General features: G+C 66.6%; 21 protein-coding genes and 2 pseudogenes. 13 read left to right on the plus strand and 10 right to left on the minus strand.

Annotation, left to right across the window (positions count from 1 at the left end; translation table 11 throughout):
* Nucleotides 1-670: oxygenase MpaB family protein (locus IEW22_RS09495; RefSeq protein ID WP_188586380.1), on the plus strand; the 670-nt coding region annotated here is incomplete at its 5' end.
* Here the strand turns inward: IEW22_RS09495 and IEW22_RS09500 are convergent.
* Nucleotides 655-1,332 carry a hypothetical protein gene (locus tag IEW22_RS09500; protein WP_188586381.1) on the minus strand — a complete coding sequence of 226 codons (678 nt, stop codon included), beginning with the start codon at nt 1,330-1,332 and terminating at the stop codon, nt 655-657. The genes IEW22_RS09495 and IEW22_RS09500 overlap by 16 nt on opposite strands.
* Before the next feature lie 97 nt (nt 1,333-1,429).
* Here IEW22_RS09500 and IEW22_RS09505 point away from each other — a divergent pair, with 97 nt between their 5' ends.
* From IEW22_RS09505 to IEW22_RS09515, 3 genes are all read left to right on the plus strand, one after another.
* Nucleotides 1,430-1,798 (plus strand): DUF2834 domain-containing protein, encoded by a 369-nt coding sequence (locus IEW22_RS09505; RefSeq protein WP_188586382.1) that lies wholly within the window; start codon nt 1,430-1,432, stop codon nt 1,796-1,798.
* Between the two features lie 177 nt (nt 1,799-1,975).
* On the plus strand, nt 1,976-2,323 hold the full coding sequence (locus tag IEW22_RS09510; RefSeq protein WP_188586383.1) for a DoxX family protein: 348 nt from the start codon (nt 1,976-1,978) through the stop codon (nt 2,321-2,323).
* A gap of 74 nt (nt 2,324-2,397) precedes the next feature.
* A complete protein-coding gene (locus IEW22_RS09515) occupies nt 2,398-2,871 on the plus strand; it encodes an SRPBCC family protein (protein WP_229742404.1) in 474 nt (157 codons plus the stop codon).
* A 21-nt stretch (nt 2,872-2,892) separates the two neighbouring features.
* Here the strand turns inward: IEW22_RS09515 and map are convergent, their stop codons facing one another.
* Nucleotides 2,893-3,681, minus strand: a complete 789-nt coding sequence (gene map / locus IEW22_RS09520; protein ID WP_188586384.1) for a type I methionyl aminopeptidase — start codon at nt 3,679-3,681, stop codon at nt 2,893-2,895.
* Nucleotides 3,682-3,762: 81 nt separating this feature from the next.
* On the opposite strand from map, the gene IEW22_RS09525 reads away from it, so the two are divergent.
* The 4 genes from IEW22_RS09525 to IEW22_RS09540 all read left to right on the plus strand — a co-directional run bounded on the left by IEW22_RS09525 (nt 3,763) and on the right by IEW22_RS09540 (nt 7,479).
* Nucleotides 3,763-4,038 carry a helix-turn-helix domain-containing protein gene (locus IEW22_RS09525; RefSeq protein WP_188586385.1) on the plus strand — a complete coding sequence of 92 codons (276 nt, stop codon included), beginning with the start codon at nt 3,763-3,765 and terminating at the stop codon, nt 4,036-4,038.
* A gap of 134 nt (nt 4,039-4,172) precedes the next feature.
* Complete coding sequence (locus IEW22_RS09530; RefSeq protein WP_188586386.1) at nt 4,173-5,345, plus strand: acyl-CoA dehydrogenase middle domain-containing protein; 1,173 nt, start codon at nt 4,173-4,175, stop codon at nt 5,343-5,345.
* Nucleotides 5,342-6,742: a bifunctional PIG-L family deacetylase/class I SAM-dependent methyltransferase gene (locus IEW22_RS09535; RefSeq protein ID WP_188586387.1), complete on the plus strand. Its 1,401-nt coding sequence runs from the start codon at nt 5,342-5,344 to the stop codon at nt 6,740-6,742. Before IEW22_RS09530 ends, IEW22_RS09535 begins: the two co-directional genes overlap by 4 nt.
* Entirely contained in the window at nt 6,739-7,479 is a 741-nt protein-coding gene (locus tag IEW22_RS09540) for a glycosyltransferase (protein ID WP_188586388.1), read from the plus strand. The genes IEW22_RS09535 and IEW22_RS09540 overlap by 4 nt, the downstream gene beginning before the upstream one ends.
* Before the next feature lie 40 nt (nt 7,480-7,519).
* Here the strand turns inward: IEW22_RS09540 and IEW22_RS09545 are convergent.
* The 3 genes and pseudogenes from IEW22_RS09545 to IEW22_RS09555 form a co-directional block, all read right to left on the minus strand.
* A pseudogene (locus IEW22_RS09545) lies at nt 7,520-8,473 on the minus strand (alpha/beta hydrolase).
* An 83-nt stretch (nt 8,474-8,556) separates the two neighbouring features.
* Entirely contained in the window at nt 8,557-9,270 is a 714-nt protein-coding gene (locus IEW22_RS09550) for an alpha/beta hydrolase (protein WP_188586389.1), read from the minus strand.
* A gap of 155 nt (nt 9,271-9,425) precedes the next feature.
* On the minus strand, nt 9,426-10,361 hold the full coding sequence (locus IEW22_RS09555; RefSeq protein WP_229742370.1) for a helix-turn-helix domain-containing protein: 936 nt from the start codon (nt 10,359-10,361) through the stop codon (nt 9,426-9,428).
* A 176-nt stretch (nt 10,362-10,537) separates the two neighbouring features.
* Between IEW22_RS09555 and IEW22_RS09560 the strand changes: the two genes are divergently transcribed.
* The 3 genes and pseudogenes from IEW22_RS09560 (at nt 10,538) to IEW22_RS20385 (ending at nt 13,425) form a co-directional block, all read left to right on the plus strand.
* Nucleotides 10,538-11,422, plus strand: a complete 885-nt coding sequence (locus IEW22_RS09560; protein ID WP_188586391.1) for a LysR family transcriptional regulator — start codon at nt 10,538-10,540, stop codon at nt 11,420-11,422.
* Nucleotides 11,423-11,503: 81 nt separating this feature from the next.
* Nucleotides 11,504-13,027 (plus strand): annotated as a pseudogene (locus tag IEW22_RS20380) (Na+/H+ antiporter NhaA); the annotation flags it as partial.
* A 62-nt stretch (nt 13,028-13,089) separates the two neighbouring features.
* Nucleotides 13,090-13,425: a DsbA family protein gene (locus IEW22_RS20385; protein ID WP_373284164.1), complete on the plus strand. Its 336-nt coding sequence runs from the start codon at nt 13,090-13,092 to the stop codon at nt 13,423-13,425.
* 92 nt (nt 13,426-13,517) lie between these two features.
* Here the strand turns inward: IEW22_RS20385 and IEW22_RS09580 are convergent, their stop codons facing one another.
* The 4 genes from IEW22_RS09580 to IEW22_RS09595 all read right to left on the minus strand — a co-directional run bounded on the left by IEW22_RS09580 (nt 13,518) and on the right by IEW22_RS09595 (nt 16,742).
* Nucleotides 13,518-14,720, minus strand: coding sequence for an MFS transporter (locus IEW22_RS09580; protein WP_229742372.1), 1,203 nt, complete (start codon nt 14,718-14,720; stop codon nt 13,518-13,520).
* A 279-nt stretch (nt 14,721-14,999) separates the two neighbouring features.
* The gene (locus tag IEW22_RS09585) at nt 15,000-15,572 is read right to left on the minus strand and encodes a TetR/AcrR family transcriptional regulator (protein ID WP_308421379.1); all 573 of its coding nucleotides are present in this window, start codon (nt 15,570-15,572) and stop codon (nt 15,000-15,002) included.
* 30 nt (nt 15,573-15,602) lie between these two features.
* Nucleotides 15,603-16,292 (minus strand): YoaK family protein, encoded by a 690-nt coding sequence (locus IEW22_RS09590; protein ID WP_188586394.1) that lies wholly within the window; start codon nt 16,290-16,292, stop codon nt 15,603-15,605.
* Nucleotides 16,293-16,355: 63 nt separating this feature from the next.
* Nucleotides 16,356-16,742 (minus strand): MerR family transcriptional regulator, encoded by a 387-nt coding sequence (locus IEW22_RS09595; protein ID WP_188586395.1) that lies wholly within the window; start codon nt 16,740-16,742, stop codon nt 16,356-16,358.
* A gap of 68 nt (nt 16,743-16,810) precedes the next feature.
* Between IEW22_RS09595 and IEW22_RS09600 the strand changes: the two genes are divergently transcribed.
* The gene (locus IEW22_RS09600; RefSeq protein WP_188586396.1) at nt 16,811-17,917 is read left to right on the plus strand and encodes an alkene reductase; all 1,107 of its coding nucleotides are present in this window, start codon (nt 16,811-16,813) and stop codon (nt 17,915-17,917) included.
* An 88-nt stretch (nt 17,918-18,005) separates the two neighbouring features.
* Nucleotides 18,006-18,899, plus strand: a complete 894-nt coding sequence (locus tag IEW22_RS09605) for a DUF5995 family protein (protein ID WP_188586397.1) — start codon at nt 18,006-18,008, stop codon at nt 18,897-18,899.
* Nucleotides 18,900-18,911: 12 nt separating this feature from the next.
* Here the strand turns inward: IEW22_RS09605 and IEW22_RS09610 are convergent, their stop codons facing one another.
* The gene (locus tag IEW22_RS09610) at nt 18,912-20,804 is read right to left on the minus strand and encodes an immunity 49 family protein (RefSeq protein ID WP_188586398.1); all 1,893 of its coding nucleotides are present in this window, start codon (nt 20,802-20,804) and stop codon (nt 18,912-18,914) included.
* Between the last annotated feature and the right edge of the window lie 98 nt (nt 20,805-20,902).

Consider the following 20,902-nt stretch of genomic DNA (forward strand, 5'->3'; position numbering starts at 1 on the left):
TACCGATGGAACCCTGAGCAAGTCCCATTCTGTCACTCAGACAGGGCATTTCGTCTATCCCTCATCCCCCGGACAGGTACAAATCGGTGGATCGAGGCTTAGCCTGTTCAGCGGCACCCTGCTGGTGGGGTCGCGAGCGCTGGGAGTTCCGGTCTCCAAGGATGATTCGCATGCACTCATGCATCTGTGGAAGTACGTCGGATGGTTGATCGGGGTCGACGAGGACTGGCTCTTCGACCCCGAACGCGCCCAGCACCAGCTGAGCTACGCGATCCTGTTGGCACAGGACGATGTGAGCGCTGCCGGCGCCGAACTCACCTCGGCGCTGGTCGCCGCACAGGCCGATCTGCACTACCGCCATGCGCCCGCCTTCTCGGCCTGGTACACCCGCATCCGCCTGCTCAGCATGCTCACCGGATTCATCGGCATCCGCGGTATGCGCGATCTCGGCCAGAAACCCACGCTCCCCTGGGCATTCGGGATCGCATGGGTGCGGAACACCGTCAATCACCGCCTCATCGGCTCGACGCGCTTCGGTGATCGCTATCTGGAATTCCTCGGAGCACGTGCACGAGACCGCGCCCGCTTCCGCCACTTCGGCACCACCGCGTCGGCCGTGGGTGGACTCGCCGCGTCCGGTCGCGCACAGGTCGGTCACGCGTCATCGTGAGCCGTCGGCGGACCGGCCACGTCGTCACGGCCTGCGCCATCGTTCCCCGACCCCGCGATGTCGAGATCCAGATCGATCAGCACGCCGATGTCGACACGGTAGTTCCGCCCGACGAGCGGTGCCGGGGCGATGATCTCGTGCGTGCCATCGGTGGCGGTCACGACTGTGGTCACCGGCCGTTCGTCGGTGAAGAAGCGGGGTGAGGTCTGCACCTCGCGATAGTCACGCAGATCCGGCTCCGGGAACCCCCATCCTCGCGAATCGGTTTCCGAGAACGTCGATGTCACGCTCACCACACGAACTCGCGTGACCAGGCCGCGCACCCATCCGATCGCATCGATGCCGAGCACCCCACTGAACTCACCCACCAGCTCCACGCGACCCGCGCGCGGCTGCGACCCTTGCCAACTGGCGGTCCATCCGTCGCCGCGCAGCAGTCCCGACCACATCGGCTGCTCACGCCCCTGGGGTGTCGTCATCGTCGGCGGCGCACCGCAGGGTTCGAGATCTGCGCAGATGCTCATCACGTCGGGACCCGTCGGGGGCCGTTCGGTGAACAGCAGCGGAAAGGCGCTCACCGCGCCGACCGACGGCGGTTCGATCTGTCCATCTTCGATGGCGAGTTCGTCGACGAGCACGCGGAGCGTGCGTGGGCGCCTCATGCGCCCTTCTGCTTGTCCGACATCACAGGCATGACGTGACGCTAGCACGCCGTCGATAGCGCTCACACCGCACGGACAAAGATGACAAGGTGGTCACATGACGACCTCCGCTCACAGCAGCGATGCCACCGATCACCAAACCCGTTGGCATACAAGACCACTCATGGCGATCTTCCTCACGTCACTCATCGGGCAGAACGCTATCGCCCTGCCCTATGTGAAGAGGAACGGGTTGCCCAGTGCCGCGGACTTCTTCGTCGGCGACATCTGGAAGACCACGCCGGGTCGATTCGCCATGGTCGACCTGACGCTGGTGGTGATCGGATTCCACACGTGGGCATTCTCCGAGGCCCGGCGACTGCACATCGTGCACTGGTGGCTCGCGTCGCTGGTGATCACCTTCACTGTCGGAATAGCCTCGGCCATCCCGTTCTTCCTGCTCGCTCGCGAACGCCACATCGACTGATTTCGCGCTAACGCGACGTATCGGACTGTGTTCCAGCCACTTTCCCACTACCGCCGTCGTGGATTGGGCACACTGGACGTGGCGGCGTGAGGATCGCTTCACGCGGCCCGCTTCAGACGGGCACGCCGGACAGCGCGCCTCGCGACGAACGAGCCCGCGACGAACAAGGGAGTGCAGATGTACATCGCCACCGTCGTCCTGTCGGTCATCCTGGCCGCGCTGCTGGTGTTCTCCGGTATCGGCAAGCTACGCCACGACCCCAAGCAGATGGGGGTGATGAAGGCGATCAACTTCCCCGAGGATCAGGTGTGGTGGCTGGCGATCATCGAATTCACCGGCGCGCTCGGCCTGCTGCTCGGCTTGTGGGCGTGGCCAATCGGCCTCGCGGCGGTCATCGGCGTGATCATGTACTTCATCGGCGCGCTGATCTTCCATCTGCGCGCACATGACAAGAACATCGGTCCGGCGATCGTGATCATCGTGCTCGCCGTGGTGACAATGGTGATGCGCCTGACGTCGATCTGAGATCGGGCCGGTGCAGTGCGGGACCGGGCGCGTTCGCGCTCACTCGTTGCCCCGGCACACGAAATCCGGTGAGCATGAGACCAATCGATGAGCGACAGCACCCGAGCCGCTTCTTCCGTATGACGAGCAGCTGGTCGCTGCCGTACTCGCGCGATGTGGTATTCGACGCACTCGCCGACGCAGACAGCTATCGGCTGTGGTGGCCCCAGGTGCGCGAAGTCCGTCGTCTCGACGAGACCCACGGGACAGCACGATTGCGCGCGCTGATCCCGATGGCGTTGCACATCACCCTGACCCAACGGGTCAACGACGCTGTTCGAGGTGAGCTACGCGCCGATCTGACCGGCGATCTGGTCGGCTGGACCAGTTGGCATATCCACGGCGACAACCGCACTGCTCGCGCCGAGTTCGCACAGGAGGCCTACCTCGTCAAGAAGGGTGTGCCGACCTGGTCGGTCCACGCAGCCCGACCGATCCTCGTCGCCAACCATCGCTCCATGATGTGGTCGGGACGTCGTGGGCTGATCCGACATCTCGCCGGCTCCTGAGTGCCGGGCAGTAGCGGTGACTCAGACGTTCACAACGGTGGCCTTCTCGCGTGTGGTCAGGATCAGCGGACCATCCTCGGTGACGGCGATGGTGTGCTCGCTGTGCGCGGTCTGCGAGCCGTCGGCCGAGCGGATGGTCCACCCGTCGGGGTCGTAGACGATCGTGTCCGTGCTCGGCGACCACCACGGCTCGATCGCGATCGTCAGACCCGGCCGCAGCACCATCCCACGACCGGCCGGACCGGCGTTGGGAACGTGCGGATCCTCGTGCATCGTCCGTCCGAGCCCGTGTCCACCGAATTCGGTGTTCACCGGATAGCCGTACTCCCGAGCCACGGCGCTGATGGCCGCCGCGATGTCACCGATGTGATTGCCCGGTGTCGCCGCGGCAATACCCGCAGCGAGGGCAACCTGCGTCGACTCGATCAACCGCTCGTCGCCGGGACGCGGTGTGCCGACGATGATGCTGCGGGCCGAGTCGGCGACCCACCCCTCGATCGACACCGCGATGTCCATGCTGAGCAAATCACCGTCGGCCAGTACGTAGTCGTGCGGAAGCCCGTGCAGCACAGCATCGTTCACCGACAGGCAGATGACATTACGAAACGGGCCGCTGCCGAACGACGGCGCGTAGTCCCAGTAACACGACTGCGCCCCGCGCTGCGCGATGAGGTCGCGTGCTCGCTGTTCGAGGTCGAGCAGATTGACGCCGGGTTCGCCGCGCCCGGCGAGATCCTCGAGCAATTCGGCGATGAACGACCCGGTGGTGTCCATCGCGGCGATCTCGCGCGGTGTCTTCAGTTCGAGCACAACACAACCTTCCAACAAAACTCGGTATTAAAATACCAACGTACCCGTATTTTCATACCGCTGTCGAGGTAGACTCCAGCCATGGTCCGACTCCCGCTCACCCCACAGCAACTGGCCGCGGGCAAACAGCTCGGCGACCAGTTGCGCCAGGCTCGGGGGGCTCGCACCCTCGTGAGCGTCGCGGCCGAGGCAGGAATCTCGCCGGAGACGTTGCGCAAGATCGAGACCGGCCGATTGGCCACCCCCGCCTTTCCGACCATCGCCGCGCTGGCGAGTGTGCTCTCCCTGTCTCTCGACGAACTCGCCGCGATCTTCATCGCCCGCAGCGAACCCGGCGACCTGGAACGAACAGGCTGACGGATACGCGCGCCCGAAGTCGACCGCGACCGGAGGCAACTCGTAACCCGCTCGACCCCGATCTCTGACCACGGTGCACCTCGTCACCTCTGCGAGCCTGCCGTTCACGATGGTAGTTTCGAAGCAGTTGCGCTTTGGAGATCACCGGAGCACCGCACGCCTCCACGACGCCAGACGTCGAGGCGGCACGTCCGACGGGGGTTCTCGAACTGACTCACAGCCCGCCCTACCTCACCCAGCCCGCCGGTGGCCCTGGCACACAACTCTCATGGGTGGGACTCGACCACGCACCGGCCGACACCACCCTGATCACTGCGATCACCGACTTCGTCGACCATGCCGGCATCGATCACGCTCACATAGACGGACACTCTCACATAGACCTCACCGAGGTTCCCCATGTCGCGCGTGCGATCGCCGACGCCGACGGCTTACTCGCCGAGTGGTCGGCGATGGCAACGGTGGCCGCACACGGTCTGACGTTGGCGCGAGTGGTGGAGCCCGATGTCGACGCGCTGACGATCCTCGCGGCATCCGACACCCCTCTCGCCGACGATGTCGACGCCCTCACCTGGGGTGTCTTCGCCGCCGAGGGGCGCGGACGCCGGCTCGAGGCGCACCACACCGATCGCGGATGGGAACTCACCGGCAGCAAGCCGTGGTGCTCGCTGGCACACCGCCTCGATCGGGCGCTGGTCACCGCATGGACTTCGGCCCAGTCGCGGCGTCTGTTCGCGATCGACCTCACCCGACCTGACGTCACGGTCGGCGACGACCCGTGGGTGGCACGCGGCCTGGTCACCGTCGAATCACCCTCCATCACCTGTCAGCAGACACCGGCGACACCGGTCGGAGATGATGGCTGGTACCTGCGCCGCCCCGGCTTTGCCGAGGGTGGAATCCGCGTTGCCGCAATCTGGTTCGGTGCCGCCGTTGGCCTGGGTCGCACGCTGCGCGACGCATCAGCACGCCCTGACCTCGACCAGATCGGATGTCTGCACCTCGGCGCGGTCGACTCCGCGCTGTACGCCGCGCGGTGCGTGCTGCGCGACGCCGCGATGCGCGTCTCGTGGCCCGACACCGATCCGTGGGTGGTTGCCCTGCATGCCCGTCGAGCGGTGCGCGAGGCAGCCGAGGACGTTCTCCGGCACACCCATCACGCACTGGGACCCACTCCACTGGTCCGTGACGAACAGCACGCCGCCCGCGTCGCCGATCTGACCGTCTACCTGCGTCAGGAGCACGCCGAACGCGATGCCGCCGCACTCGGCTCGCGCGTACACGACGGCAAGGGTCTCGTCCTGTGACGACCCAGCGGCCCAGTCCGCCGGACACATTCACCCCCGCGGAATCCGGCACCGATGAGCGTGACTGGCGCGCCCTCGTGGCGGCGCGCCCACCTGCTCCCCTGGACCTCGCCGACTACGACGCCCTGGTGGTGGTGGCCGCGCATCCCGACGACGAGGCGCTGGGGTGCGGCGGGCTGATCCACCATGCCCGCACCCTCGGCATCCCGGTGACGGTGGTACTGGCGACCTGGGGTGAGGCGTCACACCCTGACTCGCCGACGGTGTCGCCGTCGCAGCTCGCCGAACTCCGCACGAGTGAGATGCGCCATGCGCTGACGATCATGGACCAGGACCTCCCGCACGACCCGGAAAGTACGAAGAGCTCACGTGCCCCCGGAACACTCAGCAGCACAATCCATCTCATCGCTCTCGGTCTGCCCGATGGCAAGGTGTCGCAGTACCACGACCAGCTGTCGGCAGCGATCGTGGACGCCATCGACGCGCGTGGGGCCGGCCGAGCGCTGGTGGCGGCGCCCTGGCGGTATGACGGGCACCCCGATCACGAGTCGGCCGGACGTGCGGCGGCAGCCGCAGCCGCCCGGACCGATGGCGTTCTGGCGGAGTTCCCGATCTGGTTCTGGCACTGGGGCGATCCCGAGTCCCTGCCGCTCGTCGGCACGGCGGCGCTGGCTCTCACCGACGAGGACATGCGCACGAAGGCCCGGGCCATCCTCGCGCATGAGTCGCAGGTGCGACCGCTGTCCGACTCACCCGACGACGCGCCGATCCTGCCCGCGCATGTCCTGCGTCATTTCCACCGGCCGATCGAAGTGTTCTTCCTCGATCGCGCACCGGCCGACCACACCGCCTTCGACGCCCTGCACCGGACCGATCCAGATCCGTGGAAAGTCGAGTCCCGCTACGAGATCGACAAGCGACACGCGACCATCGGCCTGCTCGACGACATCGAGCGCGTCGGCCGGGCGCTCGAAATCGGCTGTTCGATCGGCGCTCTCACCAGCGACCTCGCGCAGGTGTGCGCCCGCGTGGACGCCATCGAGCCGTCGCCCGCGGCCGCGGAGCGAGCCCGGTCACGAACGTCGCAGTGCGAGAACGTATCGGTGGCCCTGGGCTCCGCACCCCACGATCTTCCCGACGATATCTACGACCTCGTGGTGCTCTCGGAGGTGGGCTACTTCCTCAGCCCGGCCGACCTGCGGGCGACCCTCGACGCGATCGCGGAACGACTGGGGCCGCACGGTCATCTGCTCGCCTGCCACTGGGTGCACCCGATCGACGGATGGGTACTCGACGGACACGCCGTCCACGAGGCGATCAACACCCATCGCTCGTTCACTACGGCCCGCTCCACCAGCACATCCGACTATGTGCTCGGGCTATGGGAGGCCACATGAGTGGCGCGGCACCCGAGCCCATCACGCACGTGACTGTTGTGGTGCCCGCCCGCGACGAGGAACGTCTGATCACCCGCTGCCTCACCTCGATAGCCGTTGCGCGCGAACACCTTCGCATCACTCACCCCACCCCTGTCGACGTCAGGGTCATCGTCGTCCTCGACCGGTGCAGCGATGGGACCGAATACGCCGCACAGAGCGCGGGCGTCGACGTGGTGTCGGTCGATGCCGGCTCGGTCGGCGCCGCGCGACGCATCGGGATGACCAGGGCACTGTCGAACCCCACTGCTCACCAAACCCTTTCCGATCAACACGCGCCAGTCCGGCCACCGGCCCGGCGACACTGGCTGCTCAGCACAGACGCCGATTCAGCAGTGCCTGTCGAGTGGCTGCGCACCCATGTCGAACTCGCCGCCGGCGGCGCGCAGGTCGTTGCCGGCCTCGTACGACCAGACGACTGCACGGCCCCACGGGTGCTCTCACGATGGCACGCTGCGCACCCGATCCACCTCGGACATGACCAGATCTACGGCGCCAATCTGGGGATCCGCGCCGACACCTACCTTCTGGTCGGCGGATTTCCTGCCGTCGACACCGGCGAGGACCGCTACCTGGTGAACGCGGCACGCGCGATCGGCGCGAGGATCGTCGCGACCGACCGCGGTACCGTCACGACCTCCGGACGCCTCGACGGGCGCGCGCCCGCCGGCTTCGCCGCATGGCTGCGGCAGAGCTGAGCACACCACGGATACGGATGAGCCCTCAACTCCAGAACCCTCAAATCCAGAGCACCGTCGACAGGTGTGCAATTGCCTGTGCTACCGCAGCTTTCGACTGCGGAGTGTCGTGCATGCTGTTCACCATGACGAAGTCGTGGATGATGCCGCCATAACGAACCGCTGTCACGGTGACGCCAGCAGACCGGAGCTTGCTCGCGTAGGCTTCACCCTCGTCGCGCAGAACGTCGCACTCGGCATTGATCACCAGCGCCGGCGGAAGACCAGCAAGCTGATCAACTGTCGCCCGCAGCGGGGAGACGGTGATCTGGGCACGGTCGTCGTCACTCGTCGTGTACTGATTCCAGAACCACTGCATCCCGGTTCGGGTAAGCCAGTACCCGTCGGCGAATTCGAGATACGACGAGGTGTCGAATGACCGGATAGAACAGAACCTGCCCCGCGAAGTTCACATCACGACGCTCCTTGGCCATCAGCGTCAGGGCGATCGCCATGTTGCCGCCGACCGAGTCGCCCGCAATCGCAAGCCGGGTACCGTCGAGACCATTGTCTCTTCCCTGCTCGACAACCCATTTCGCAACCGAGTAGGACTGCTCGTTGGCCACCGGATACCGCGCCTCCGGTGAACGGCTGTACTCGGGAAAGACCACCGCGGCACCTGTACCACCGCGAGATCACGGACGAGCCGATCATGCGTGTGCGCGTCGCCGAAAACCCAACCGGCACCATGTGTGTAGAGGATCGCGGGGAGGTGCCCCGGTACCCCCGCAGGTCTCACGATCCGGACTGGGACCGAGCCGCCCGATTCGCCGTCAACGGTGAGCCACTGGTCGTCTACCTCGGGCTTGTCGATCGGCGAATCCTGGACCCCGTCGACCACCGTGCGCCCCTCTTCGGGCGCGAGTTCGTACAGGAAGGGCGGATTCACGGTGGCGTCACAGAACTCCTGCGCAGCAGGTTCGAGGGTGTATCCGTGCGGATTGGATGTGGACATGGTCGAGTCCCCGTTCAAGGAAGAAGTCGTTCAAGGAAAGAAGTTCAGGTGGGGTCAGTTGGCACGTGGCAAGATCCAAGAACTCAACTCACCTCGGCGGCGGCAGCGGCGATGAAATCGGCGACGTCGTCCGGATGTGAGCGCATGACCAGGTGCGGCGAATCGAGCTCGATCACACGTCGTAGTCCGGCTCGCTTGTACCCGAAGCGCTCCACGTCAGGGTTGATCGTGTGATCGGCCGCCGACACGATCCCCCAGCCGGGTTTGGTTCTCCAGGCAGCGACCGACGCGGCCTCGCCGAAAGCGGCTGCGGCCAGCGGACGTTGGGAGACCGCCAGCACCTGGGTCACCTGCGGGTCGACACCGGCGGCAAACACGTCGGGGAATGCGGTGATCTCCACCGAAACGTCAGTACCGGGCTCCCCATCGCCTTGGGGAAATGGGGTGTACACGAGTGCAGCAGCCAGGTCGGAGTCAGCGAATCGGCCCTGCAGCTCGCCGAGTGACTCGCCTTCCTCGAGCGCATACCCGGCGAGATAGACAAGTCCGACGACATTGTCGGCCGCACCAGCAACCGTGACGACGGCTCCTCCGTACGAATGACCGACAAGCAATACCGGTCCGTCGATTCGCTCGATGATGGAACGGACGTACGCCGCGTCGCCGACGAGGCTGCGGTTGGGCACCGCCGGCACCACAACGGTGAAACCGCGGTCGAGCAGTAGGCGGGTGACGGGCGCAAAGCTGGCGGAATCCGCGAACGCGCCGTGGATGAGCATGATCGTGGGTGTGGTCATGATGTCGTCCTCTCGGTGGGTGATATCACCGTAGGTTCGTCCCACCTCTGCGGTCCTGCCCCTGTCATGGCCTGAAAGTTGCTTTCGCACAGCGATATACCTGCTCGTGGCGGCTACGGAACCTGGGATTTCCGACGACTCTGACCCTGTCAGGGTCAGCCTGACAGGCGACCGGATCGCCCCAATCGACCCGCATCGGCATCCGCATCGGCATCGAGAGCACGCGCAAGCCGAGATCTCGCCGACAGGTAGTCGATCGCCGCTGACGCGGGCGAACCCGCCTCACCGAACATGGTCGTCAGGAAGTATTCGCCGCCAGGCACTTCCAGCGTCTGCCACCGGAATGTGACGTATCCGAAGGGTTCGACGAGGGCGAGGAGGTCACCACCACGCTGCGGGCGCGCCTCATGACTTGCCCACGTTGAGCGGAACACCCGCGAGGAGGCGGACAGTGATGCCACCAGCAGCTGCAGACGCGGGTCATCGGGATCGCTGTGATATCGCAGTGCCGCCGTGACGCGGCGAACCATCTGCTCCCAGTGCTCGCTGCGTTCGGTCCCTGCGGCAATCGCCCCTCGCACGACCGCCTCCACGAGGTTCACCCCGGGCGTCAGCGGGAACGGGACCAGCGCCTGCGCCATGTCGTTGACCGCGACCACCTCTTGAACACGATCCGACACGTATGCGGGTGCGGTGGTCCATTGCATGACCAGCGCTGCGAGACCGGACGCCGCCTCATCAGAGTCGTCACGCTCACCCGCCGACGCCGCCACCGTGCCGGCCAGAGCAGACGCGGACTGCGGTGGACTCTGACCCACGAGCCGGAACATGTACGCGGTCGCGTCGGCGTCGAGCACCAGGGCACGCCCCAATGCGAGAAGTACCTGCGGAGAAGGGTTGTGCGCCTTGGCTTGTTCGAGCCGCAGGTAGTACTCCGGGCTGATCCCGGCAATCGTCGCGACCTCCTCGCGCCGCAGTCCGCCGACCCGTCGTCTCGAATCGACGGCCTCCGCCAGGCCCACATCGCCAGGCAACAGTGCGCCTCGTCGAGCGCGCAGAAACGTACCCAGGACCACCTGGGGAGTGCTCACATCTCCTCCTCCTGGCAGGTCGACCGTTCCCGGGGGCGACCTCGCCGATCGTTGATGACGATTCTTCGCAGACACCACCGTGGCGTCCAATGAAAGCTGCCCGTGGCCGCGATAGAAACCATCGATACCCGCCGCCGACACGCACTGACCGCGGCCACACATGTCATTCTGGGAGTGTGGATCTTCGCGGTTTGGAGTACTTCCTCGCAGTGGTCGATGAGCAGTCGTTCACCCGCGCCGCCGCACGATGCCACGTCACCCAGCCAACCATCAGCGCGGCAGTCCACGCGCTGGAACGTGAACTCGGTGAGCAGTTGTTCGACCGCACATCTCGAGGCGTCGCACTGACCGACGGTGGCCGGCTCCTGCTACCCCACGCGCGACGGGCGGTGGCCGCCGGCGACGACGCCCGAGCCGAGTTCTCCGCACGCCGAGGCCTTCACCGCGGACAACTTCGGCTGGGCACCGGAGGTGGGGTCGAACGCACTACCGTTCCCGAACTGCTCGGAGCATTCCGCCGACGGTATCCGGGAATCGACGTCGAACTGCGCGAAGGAACGAGTCTGCCGCTCATGACGCAGGTGGTCGAGGGAGCGCTGCACCTGGCGATCATCGCCCAGCAGCCCGACCCGTTGCCTGCGGTGCTCGACTTCGCCCCGATGTTCGGCGACGAGCTGGTCGCGGCGTTCGACCCGTCAGTGTTCTCGGTGCCCACCGATCCGATGGATCTCGCTGCTTTGGCGGCCTACCCGGTGATCAGCTATCCGACAACCAGCGCGCTTCGTCGCGCGCTCGACATCGCTGCCGCAAAGGTGTCGGCATCCCTGGACGTCAGTTATGTGGCCAACGACGTCCGCCTCCAACTCGCGCTGGCGGCACAGGGTATCGGGGTGGCGGTATGTGCAGGAAGCGATCCGGCGCTGCATAGCACGAGCGCGCTGGTGATCCGCGACCTCGATCCTGCGCCGTACTTCGAGAAGGTGCTCATCTGGCGCCGGGATGGCCAGCCGCCCGCTGTACGTGCATTCCTCGACCTATGGCACGAACGCATGACGCGCTGACCGGCACGACGTCACCACAGCGCATCTGCCTCCGACTCGCGGTCTACGGCGCCGTTTCAGCCTCCGACATAGGGTTTGAGGATGACCTCGGTCGGGGAGTCGTCGAACGAAGGTACGTCGGATCTGCGGTCGTTCTCCGCACAGACTCTTCGGCGGGGCGGCGACGCCTTTCGCTCGCTCCTGCAGTCGGAGACCCTCGGCAGCATCGTGTTGTTGCTGGCCGTGGTGGTTGCACTGGTCTGGGCGAACATCGCTCCCGCCGGCTACGACGGCACCTGGGAGAGCGTGTTCGGGCTGCGCCTGCGAACCCACGAGGTCGACCACACACTGCGGGAGTGGGTCAACAGTGGGCTGATGACCGTGTTCTTCGTGGTGGTCGGACTCGAAGCGCGGCGCGAGTTCGATCTGGGTGAGCTACGGGAGCGCTCTCGACTCGCCATGCCGGTGGCCGTCGGGATCCTCGCGATGGCGATCCCCGTCGGCATCTTCATCGCCGCGAACGTGAGCAGCGGCAATGCCGGGGCGTGGGGTGTTGCAATGTCCAGCGATACCGCACTGGCTCTGGGCGCGCTGAGCGTGCTACGCGGGAGCAATGGCGACCGGCTGCGGATCCATCTGGTGACGATTCTGGTGGTCGACGATCTGGTGTCGATAATCGTCGTCGCCACCGTGTACAGCTCGTCGGTGTCGTGGGTCCGCGTGGGCATCGCGGTGGGCGTACTGGCGATTCTCGTTCTGGCGGTGCGCTTCGGGATGCGTCAGCTGGTCCCGTTCGTCGTGCTGGGATTCGTCGCATGGGCGGCGTTGTTCGGCAGCGGAATCGACCCGATCGCCGCGGGCCTGGCCATCGGGCTGGCGGCGCCCGCATTCACCCCGCGCCGCGAGAGCTTGGAACGGGCCACCTCGACCTTCCGTGCCTTTCGCGAAGAGCCCACGCCCGAACTCGCCCGGACCGCGACTGCGGCGGTCAGCGACACCCAGTCGATGAACGCCCGACTGCAGCGCATCTTCGTGCCGTGGTCGGCATTTCTCATCGTGCCGCTCTTCGCGCTGGCGAACGCCGGTGTGCGGTTGGACGGTGATTCCCTGCGTGCCGCCGCCACCTCGCCGATCACCTAGGGCATCATCGCTGCTCTGCTACTGGGCAAACCGTTGGCGCACATCCTCGCCACCCGTGTCGTCACTCGGGCGAGCTCAGGGAGCCTGCTCGCACCCGTCGGCCCCGGCGGAATCGTGATCGGCGGGTTGGCCGCTGCCGCGCCGTTCACCCTCGCGCTGCTGATCGCCAACACCGCGCTGTCCGGTTCGACGCTGACCGAGGCCAAGATCGGCATCCTCGCCTCCGCGGTGTTGTCCTTCGCGATCACCTCGCTGGTGCTCGTGCTCGTCGGTCGGCTCTCGCGTGCCCGACAGGCGCGACTGCTCATCGGCGCGGCGAGCGGTCTGACCGACCTGCAGCAACCGGTGGATCCGCGCCGGGATCACATTCGCGGAGCCGCCGACTCCGACGTCACCGTGGTCGAATACGGCGACTTCGAATGCCCGCACTGCGGACTGGCCGAGACGGCCGCGCAGCGGGAACAGGCCGAGGACAAGCGGATTCGGTATGTGTGGCGCCACTTCCCGCTGACCGATGTGCACCCGCGAGCACAGATCGCCGCAGAGGCGTGGAGGCGGCCGCGGTCCAGGGGGCGTTCTGGGAGATGCACGACATCCTGCTCACCCACCAAGACGACCTCACCCGCGACGATCTCATCGGCTACGCCCGCGACCTCGGACTCGACGTCGACCGTTTCACCGCCGAGATCGAGAACCGGGCGCACCGTGAGCGGATCGCCCAGGACGTCGATTCGGCCGAATGCAGCGGCGTCGCCGGCACTCCCACCTTCTTCATCAACGAGCGCCGGCATTACGGCGCCTACGACTTCGAGTCGATCCGCGAGGCCGTCAAGCAAGCGCGCGACCGGCTGTTGGTCGCGGCGGGCAGATCGGATGTCGACTGATCACGGCGTGAATCCGCCTTCAGCGTCAGCGGAATGGGCTCAGCCGCGACCAACTCCTGCAACGCCACATACAGATCGGCACGTCGGCCTCCTCACGTGCGTGCCCGACCTCGCCGGGTAACCGGCCGTGCGCACACGATCGCGACACTCAGCGCCAACGGGGGCAGCGCCCACAGCGCTGCGGTCACGTAACCGCCTCGCGCCGGGATCAATTCGCCGTCGGAGGTCGCCACAGTCAGCAGCAGGCCGCCGACCGCGCTGCCGATGCTGAACCCGATACTGCGCACAATCGCATTGACCGTGAGCACGCTGGCGGTTTCCTCGTCGGGTACCCGCGTGAGGACCAGTCGGGGCATGACGGCCGAGATACCCCCGACGCCGAATCCGAGAACCGCCATGGCGATCATGACCGCCGCCATCGAGTCGAGTGTCAGCGCAAAGATCACCGCAGCACACATGACAGCGACCGCCGACAGCAGATACGCCCATCGCACACCGGTGCGGCGGATCAGCATCGGAGTGGTCCTACCGGCGACAAAGCCCAACGCGGAGAACGGAATCAGCGCCGCCCCGGAGGCGATCCCGGGAAGCGCGAACCCGTAATCGGCTGAGGACGGCGTCTGGAGATAGCGTGTGAAGAGGGTGAACAGCAGATACATCCCCACGCCGGCAACCAGCATGGCGACGTTCGCGCCCAGGACCGTCGGTTGCGACAGGACGCGTAGATTCACCAGCGGTGCCGGTACGTGCAGCTCGACGGTGACCCACCCGGCCAGCACCACCACACTCGCCACCAGCAGTGGCAGCCACCCCAGTGGGGTACGCCATACCGACTGGTCGGCGATCAGGATGAGGACGCCGGTGGTGCCCAGCGCCAGCAGAGCCGCACCCCACCAGTCGATTCTCGGTACTGGACCGGGCTTTTCGCGCGGGATGACCAGCCAGGCGACCGCAAGTGCAGCCACCGAGAGCGCCAGACCGAGTCCGTATGCCGCTCGGAGGCCACTAACCTGCTCGATCAGTCCGATCAATGGGTACCCGACGCCGATGCCCACCGTCGAGGCGACCGACAGGCCGGCGATCGTGGATGCCGACCCGCGCGACGACATATGTGTGCGGGCGACACTCATCAGCAGCGGCACACATCCCAGACCGATCCCCTGCAGCACCCGGCCGGCGAGGAGGAACCCGAACTCGAGTGGCAGGGTGGTCAGCACACCACCGATCACGACAATCACCATGCAGCCGAGAATCGTTGTGCGGGGCCATGTCCCACTCCCGAGTCGCCCCAGCACCGGACCAGCTATCGCACACAGCGAAGAGGGTGACGGTGAGCGTCCACTGCGCAGCGTCGAGCGAGACGTGCAGGCCCGTCGCGACCGGGGTGATCAGCGGTGCGCCGAGGCTTCCGATCACTGCGACCACCAGCCCGACCACGATCAGCCCCACCGACAGGCGCTTCTCTCCGTGCACCCTTGCCGGCTCCGAGCCCGGTACCTCTCCGGTGGTCCCCGCGTCGTCGCCGGCCGTCGCGTCCGATCCGATCGCCGGTTGCCGAGTCCAGTCCTGGTCGGTCATCGGTTGGTCTGCGTCGTGATATGGCCGAAGAGCTCGGGATTGATCCGCGTCCGGACTCCGTGCGCCCAGTTCTCATCGAGGTCGTCGATGTCGAGTGCGGCGCCGGTGTTGAGCAGCATGCCAAAGGCGAGAAAGGTTTTCACCGTGACAGGGTCGGCTCCGGTCTGTTCGGCCACAGCATCCCACAGCGCCGCGAAACACTCTCGCACCACCTCACGCACCTCGACATCGCCGCACGCGGCGAATGCCTGGAGTTGTAGCAACAGACTCGTGCGATCGGCGAGCTGTTCGTAGTACTCGAGGCCCATCGCCGACAACGCATCGAGTCCGCCCTCCCCGGCGGCCGCGGCTCGCATCCGTTCAGTGAGGGTGGCGAACGCTCCGCGCACGAGTTCTAGGAACAAGCCCTTCTTCGTTCCGAACATGCGGAAGATGTAGGGCTGGGTGATCTGCGCCGACTTCGCGATGTCCTCGGTCGATGCGCCGTGGAGGCCGTGTGCGGCGAATTCTTCGGCGGCGATTGCGAGCACCTGGGCCCGGCGCTGTTCTCCGGTCATACGTGTGGTCACGGAGCTAAGTTACCAGTTACTAACTACTAACTACACCCCGGTCGCAGGCTGCTGCGCTCTCGCCGCCGCGATCAGCACCACCACGCTCGCGCCCTCGAGAATCACCGCACCCCACAGCGCCGGACCGATTGCGTCTGTCACGGCCGCACCGCACAGGGCGCCGAGGAGGAACGCGATCGCAATGAGGAACGTCGCACCCGCCGCCGACAACCGCTGCGGCGACCGGTCGCGAACGAGATCTGCTGCGGCAGAGACGAAACGCATCAGGTTTCCGGTGGTGGCGATGCTCACGAATGACACCGCCCCCGCCGACCGGAACAGCTCCAGCCGGATGCCGCCGACAAATGACAGCGGGATGACGAACCATCCCTCGGGCGCGTCGGACGGCAGACAGGCGAGGATCACGAACACCACCAGCTGGAATCCCAGTACCGCCACCACCAGTCTCGCCGGCAGGTCGGGGGCCAGCGTGCGCACCACCTGCGCGGCAACGAGTCCGGCGAGGTAGGCGAGTAAGGGCCAGGCGTACTTCGACCAGTTGTCACCTTTGACCAACGCCACCGCCAGGAAGACGACATTGCCGGTCTGCGCGAAACCGAACACCTGATGCCGGAGAAACAGAAAGGCGTCGAGGTAGCCCCCGACGGCCGTCATCAGTGCCGCGCTGATGAGCCCGATGTCGCCACCGGTCACACGCGGCGAGCCGCCCACCGATCCCATCGGTCGCACCCCTCTCCAGCCACCGCGCGTACACGCTGCAGCGTCGCGTCCCCATGGACGTACTCAGGCCGACGCGGCGTCGATCCCGTGTGCCGCATCGCGGTGATGACGTCGATTCGCGGCGATCAATTCATCGAGCGAATCACGGGTGCGGATCAGCTCGGCGATGCGTTCGTCGAGCTTCTCGCGTTCCTCGGTCATTCTGACCCACGCGACGTCGGCCGTCTCCTCAGACGGCGACTGGGCACACGGCAGGATGTCGACGATCGACCGGCTGGACAGACCGGCGGCGTAGAGACGTCGCAGATACCTGACCCGATCCACATCCGCCTCGTCATAGCGGCGCTGGCCGCCCGGCGTGCGCGTACTGGTGAGCAGTCCCTGTTCCTCGTAGTACCGCAACGAGCGGACACTCACCCCTGCACGTTCGGCCACTTCGCCGATCCTCATGTCGCCTACCTCACTAATCGAGTACCGAGCTTGACCCTCACATCGACGTTAGGTTCTACCGTCGACATATGGCAACCAACAACTCAGACACGAACGCTGCGGCAGACCGCTCGCTCTTCGACAGCGTCCAGCTGAACGGACTGACCCTTCCCAACCGCGTCGCGATGGCGCCGATGACCCGCGTGCGATCGACACCAGACGGACTCGCCACACCGTCGATGGCGACCTATTACGCGCAGCGGGCGACCGCCGGGCTGATCGTCACCGAGGGCGTTCAACCGAGTCTGGTCGGACAGTCCAACCCGCTCACGCCCGGGCTCTACACCGACGAGCAGACGCAGTCGTGGAAGCAGGTGACCCACGCCGTCCACGCCAACGGCGGACGCGTGTTCGCCCAGATCATGCACGGTGGTCGCATCAGCCACCCCGACACGACCGGGCATCAACCGGTCGGACCGTCGGCGGTCGCGGCCCGCGACACACAGGTGTTCACCCCCTCGGGTCTTCAGCCGGCACCGGTCCCGCGTGAGCTGGCCCTCGCGGAGGTTCCCGAGGAGGCCAACAGCTACGCCCACGCAGCGACCCGTGCTGTCGAGGCCGGTTTCGACGGCGTCGAACTACACGGCGCCAACGGCTACCTGATCGGGCAGTTCCTCTCGTCGAATGCCAACGTCCGCACGGACGCCTACGGCGGTTCGATCGCCGGCCGCATCCGCTTCGCGGTCGAGGCCACCACCGCGGCCGTCGAGGCGATCGGCGGTGCGCGCGTGGGCATCCGGCTCTCACCTGGTGCGGGGATCTGGGATGCCATCGACGAAGACGTACCGGAGCTGTACGGCGCACTGCTCGCCGAACTCGCACACCTCGACCTGGCCTACGTACACCTCGAGGCGACCACCGACGAGGCGACGCTGCTCGGGCTCCGGGACGCATGGGACGGCACGATGATCATCAACCCCGGCCACCCGGGTAACCCGACTCCCGCCGGGGCGAAGGATGCCGCCTACTGGCTCGAACGCGGCGCCGATGTCATCAGCTTCGGACGCGCCTACATCGCCAATCCGGATCTCGTCGAGCGCCTGCGCAACGACCTGCCGCTCGATGAGGCGGACACCAAGACGTATTACACCGGTGGGGACACCGGATATCTGACGTACCGCTCCTACGCGTACTGATCGCGCCGGTCGCGCCCGTCGTCGGGGTCATCCGCGGTAGCGTGGCACCCAGCCGGCGTCGGCCGGGCCTGCGGCGACAGGAACCGCCATGCGCAGAATCGTCTCGATAGCAGTGAGCATGTGCTGTGCCGCAACGGTTCTCGCCGGTGACCCCGCCGGGGCTTCGGCCCAGCCACCGGCGGGATGCGCGACGCTGCTCTCGGCCGCCGACGTTGCGCAGGTGTCGACATTGTCGGCGCCGCCCCCGGCAGTGACGGGAACAGCCCCGCTCGACACCCTCACCGATCACGTGTGGCGGTTGTCGGAGATCAGCGACATCCTCGTGCGCAACCACGATCGACGCGGGCTGTTCACCGTGGGTCTCGCCGCCACCGAACATGCGGCGGTGCTGCCGCTGGAGACCAGCGGCACGCTGGCGGATCCTACCTGGGCGCAGCGGCTGAGCGTCTTGTTGCTCGACCGCTATCTCGCGGCAGTGCACGCCGAGTTCACCGGCGGTGTCGTGCCGGCACACTGGCAGCGGTATTTCACACTCGGCGACGACTGCTCGGTGTCGGGGGTGCGGGCCGCGGCCACCGGCTACAACGGCCACATCACCGTCGACCTCGCCTATGCGGTCGCCGACTCGGCGGCCACCCGCGCCAACGCCGCCGACTTCTACCGGATCGTCGATGCCATTGCTGCGCATGGTGATGCGATCGTGGACGCGACCGAACGCGACTACGGCGTCGACCTCGGACCGACGTTTCGCTTCTACTTCCTGGGGGAGGGCCTCGACCGCCTGGTCGGGGCCGGGCGCGCATCGAATGCGATGCTGCGTGCCGCCGACGTGGGTTACAACGTGCTCACCTTCGAGAGCGGTCTCGCACTGCAGAACCCGTCGACCCGACGAGCGGCCGTCACGTCGGTGAACGCACTGTGGTCCACCGGCGACGCTGCGCTCGGTGCCGCAGACGACCTCGGGGTCCTCGAATTGCGGTGAGCCGCTTGCGGTTCAGTCCAGCTCGAACATCCACCTCGGGTGCTGGATCAACTCCATCGGCAGGTAGTCGGAATCGACCTCGATGCGCATACCCTCGTCGTAGGCCAGCGACGCCAGCCCGAACAGCGCCAACGAGGAGTAGCCCGACGAATCGTGGGACCGCTTCGGCGTGGCCGCCCAATACTTCTGGTGGCAGCGCAGAGCGTCGACGAGCGCGTCGGTGAAGCGCTGCTGGTCGCCAGGCTCACTCCCGATCGACAACAGCACCGAGAACACCTCGAGGTGCAGCAGCTGGGATTGCTCCCAGCTGGACACCACCGGTCGCTCAATCTCGGGCAGCACCTCACCCGCTCGCGCCGCCCAGGCGGGATCGCCCCGGTCGCGCATGGAGAGCACCTCGATCAGCCCCATCAGTGCGGGGTCGTAGCGAGTCTGGTCACGCATCGGGTCGAGGTCGACCGACCACAGGGTTTCCAGCGCCGCCCGGTTTCTGGTGGCACGGGCGAACCAGTAGGCATCGAGCCACGTGGGCACGTTCGCGATCTTGGTCCGGAATCCGATCCCCTGGGTCTGCACGACCCCCGAGTCGAGTTCGATGACCGCCGGCTCCCCCGGCTGCAGTGCTGCGAGCCGGAACATCGCGTGGTGTAGCTGAGCGGCGCGGCGCAGGGCGACGCGGGTCGCGAGGGCGGCACCGCGCGGATCGCCGGCGAGGTGGTGGGCGCCGCCGCTCGCGGCGATACTGGCTGTCAGACGGATCGTCCGTCCCGGATCGTCACGCAACTCGGCGCGCAGATCGGCGAGGTTGGCATCCACATCTGCGGCCATCGCCGCGAGGTCGGCCATGGGCAGCCCGAACCGGTGGCGCTCGATGCGCGGGTGACCTGCGCCTTCGACCTCGACATCGGTTGGCGTGGTGGTCATCTCGATGTCGGTCGCGATCACCTCGAGTGTGGTGGCGGCGGGAATGTCGGCGACCAGTCCGAGCGGCACCGGTTCGTCGAGTGCGTTGGGTTTGTTGAGGTCGTTGGGTTCGTCGAGTTCGTGGTACGTCTCGCGGGCCGGTGCGGCTGACACGGTGGCCTGGACGAGCTCGAACATCCAGAGGCGGTCGGTGATCAGTGAGGCCGGCAGGTACTCCGAATCCACCTCCAGAGACATTCCCTCCTCCACCGCGATCGCAGCCAGGGCGGTGAGCGGTAACGACCAGAACCCTTGCGGGACAGCGCGGAACGCGGGCGCCGACCAGTGCTCCCGATGCGCACGAAGTGCATCGGTGAGCGCGTCGGTGAACCGCGACTGAACGCCGATGGTGTGGAGCACGTCGCGTATCCCGCTCCACGGCTGATCCCATCGACTGTGACGCCCATGGGAATCGGGGTCGTCCCACCACGACGGTTCGCCGGCGTCACGTCGGCGGAGCAACCGCACCAGTGCACTCGCGGCCTCGTCAGGATGCTGCCCTTCTCCCGGGGCCGAAATCGGTGTTGCCGCAAGCAGATCGATGGCGGTCTGGTCGCGGGTCAGTCGCGCCCACCAGTACGACTGAAGCCACGCGTTCGCGGTGAGCACCCTCGGATCGGGACCCACACCGATGGTCTGGAACTCGTCGAGATCCACCCGGACTGCGACGGGTTCGCCGGCCGGAACCGTGGCCAGGTAGGTGCGGGCAAACCACGACTGAGCACACCGGCCGGCCACGACCCGAGTCGACATCGCGACGGCATCCGGGTCGACCCCCAGATGAACACCAAGCAGGTTCTCGCTGATGACCACGAGGTCGGAGAGGAAACCGACCATGTCGTCGTTGAGCGGCGCGTACACGCCACGGGCGATGTCGTCGTCACCCGCCTGCGCGCACCTGCTCAGCTCGAGAGGGCTGATCCCGCTGTCGTGTCGTTGCACCCTGTGCACATGCCCCCCGATCTCTCGCCGAACCGATGATGACACGTCCCCGCACTTGCGGGCGGGGGCGTGTCGGTCGGCCGGCGGACACGACGGGG

This window comes from Gordonia jinhuaensis, assembly GCF_014639795.1.
Classification (GTDB): domain Bacteria; phylum Actinomycetota; class Actinomycetes; order Mycobacteriales; family Mycobacteriaceae; genus Gordonia_B; species Gordonia_B jinhuaensis.

What these genes read in the sequence shown, in the direction of transcription:
- IEW22_RS09500 (WP_188586381.1), bottom strand. Translation starts at nt 1,332, where the DNA reads ATGAGGCGCCCACGCACGCTCCGCGTGCTCGTCGACGAACTCGCCATC.
- IEW22_RS09505 (WP_188586382.1), top strand. Translation starts at nt 1,430, where the DNA reads ATGACGACCTCCGCTCACAGCAGCGATGCCACCGATCACCAAACCCGT.
- IEW22_RS09510 (WP_188586383.1), top strand. Translation starts at nt 1,976, where the DNA reads ATGTACATCGCCACCGTCGTCCTGTCGGTCATCCTGGCCGCGCTGCTG.
- IEW22_RS09515 (WP_229742404.1), top strand. Translation starts at nt 2,398, where the DNA reads ATGAGACCAATCGATGAGCGACAGCACCCGAGCCGCTTCTTCCGTATG.
- IEW22_RS09525 (WP_188586385.1), top strand. Translation starts at nt 3,763, where the DNA reads ATGGTCCGACTCCCGCTCACCCCACAGCAACTGGCCGCGGGCAAACAG.
- IEW22_RS09540 (WP_188586388.1), top strand. Translation starts at nt 6,739, where the DNA reads ATGAGTGGCGCGGCACCCGAGCCCATCACGCACGTGACTGTTGTGGTG.
- IEW22_RS09550 (WP_188586389.1), bottom strand. Translation starts at nt 9,270, where the DNA reads ATGACCACACCCACGATCATGCTCATCCACGGCGCGTTCGCGGATTCC.
- IEW22_RS09590 (WP_188586394.1), bottom strand. Translation starts at nt 16,292, where the DNA reads ATGGGATCGGTGGGCGGCTCGCCGCGTGTGACCGGTGGCGACATCGGG.
- IEW22_RS09595 (WP_188586395.1), bottom strand. Translation starts at nt 16,742, where the DNA reads ATGAGGATCGGCGAAGTGGCCGAACGTGCAGGGGTGAGTGTCCGCTCG.
- IEW22_RS09600 (WP_188586396.1), top strand. Translation starts at nt 16,811, where the DNA reads ATGGCAACCAACAACTCAGACACGAACGCTGCGGCAGACCGCTCGCTC.
- IEW22_RS09605 (WP_188586397.1), top strand. Translation starts at nt 18,006, where the DNA reads ATGCGCAGAATCGTCTCGATAGCAGTGAGCATGTGCTGTGCCGCAACG.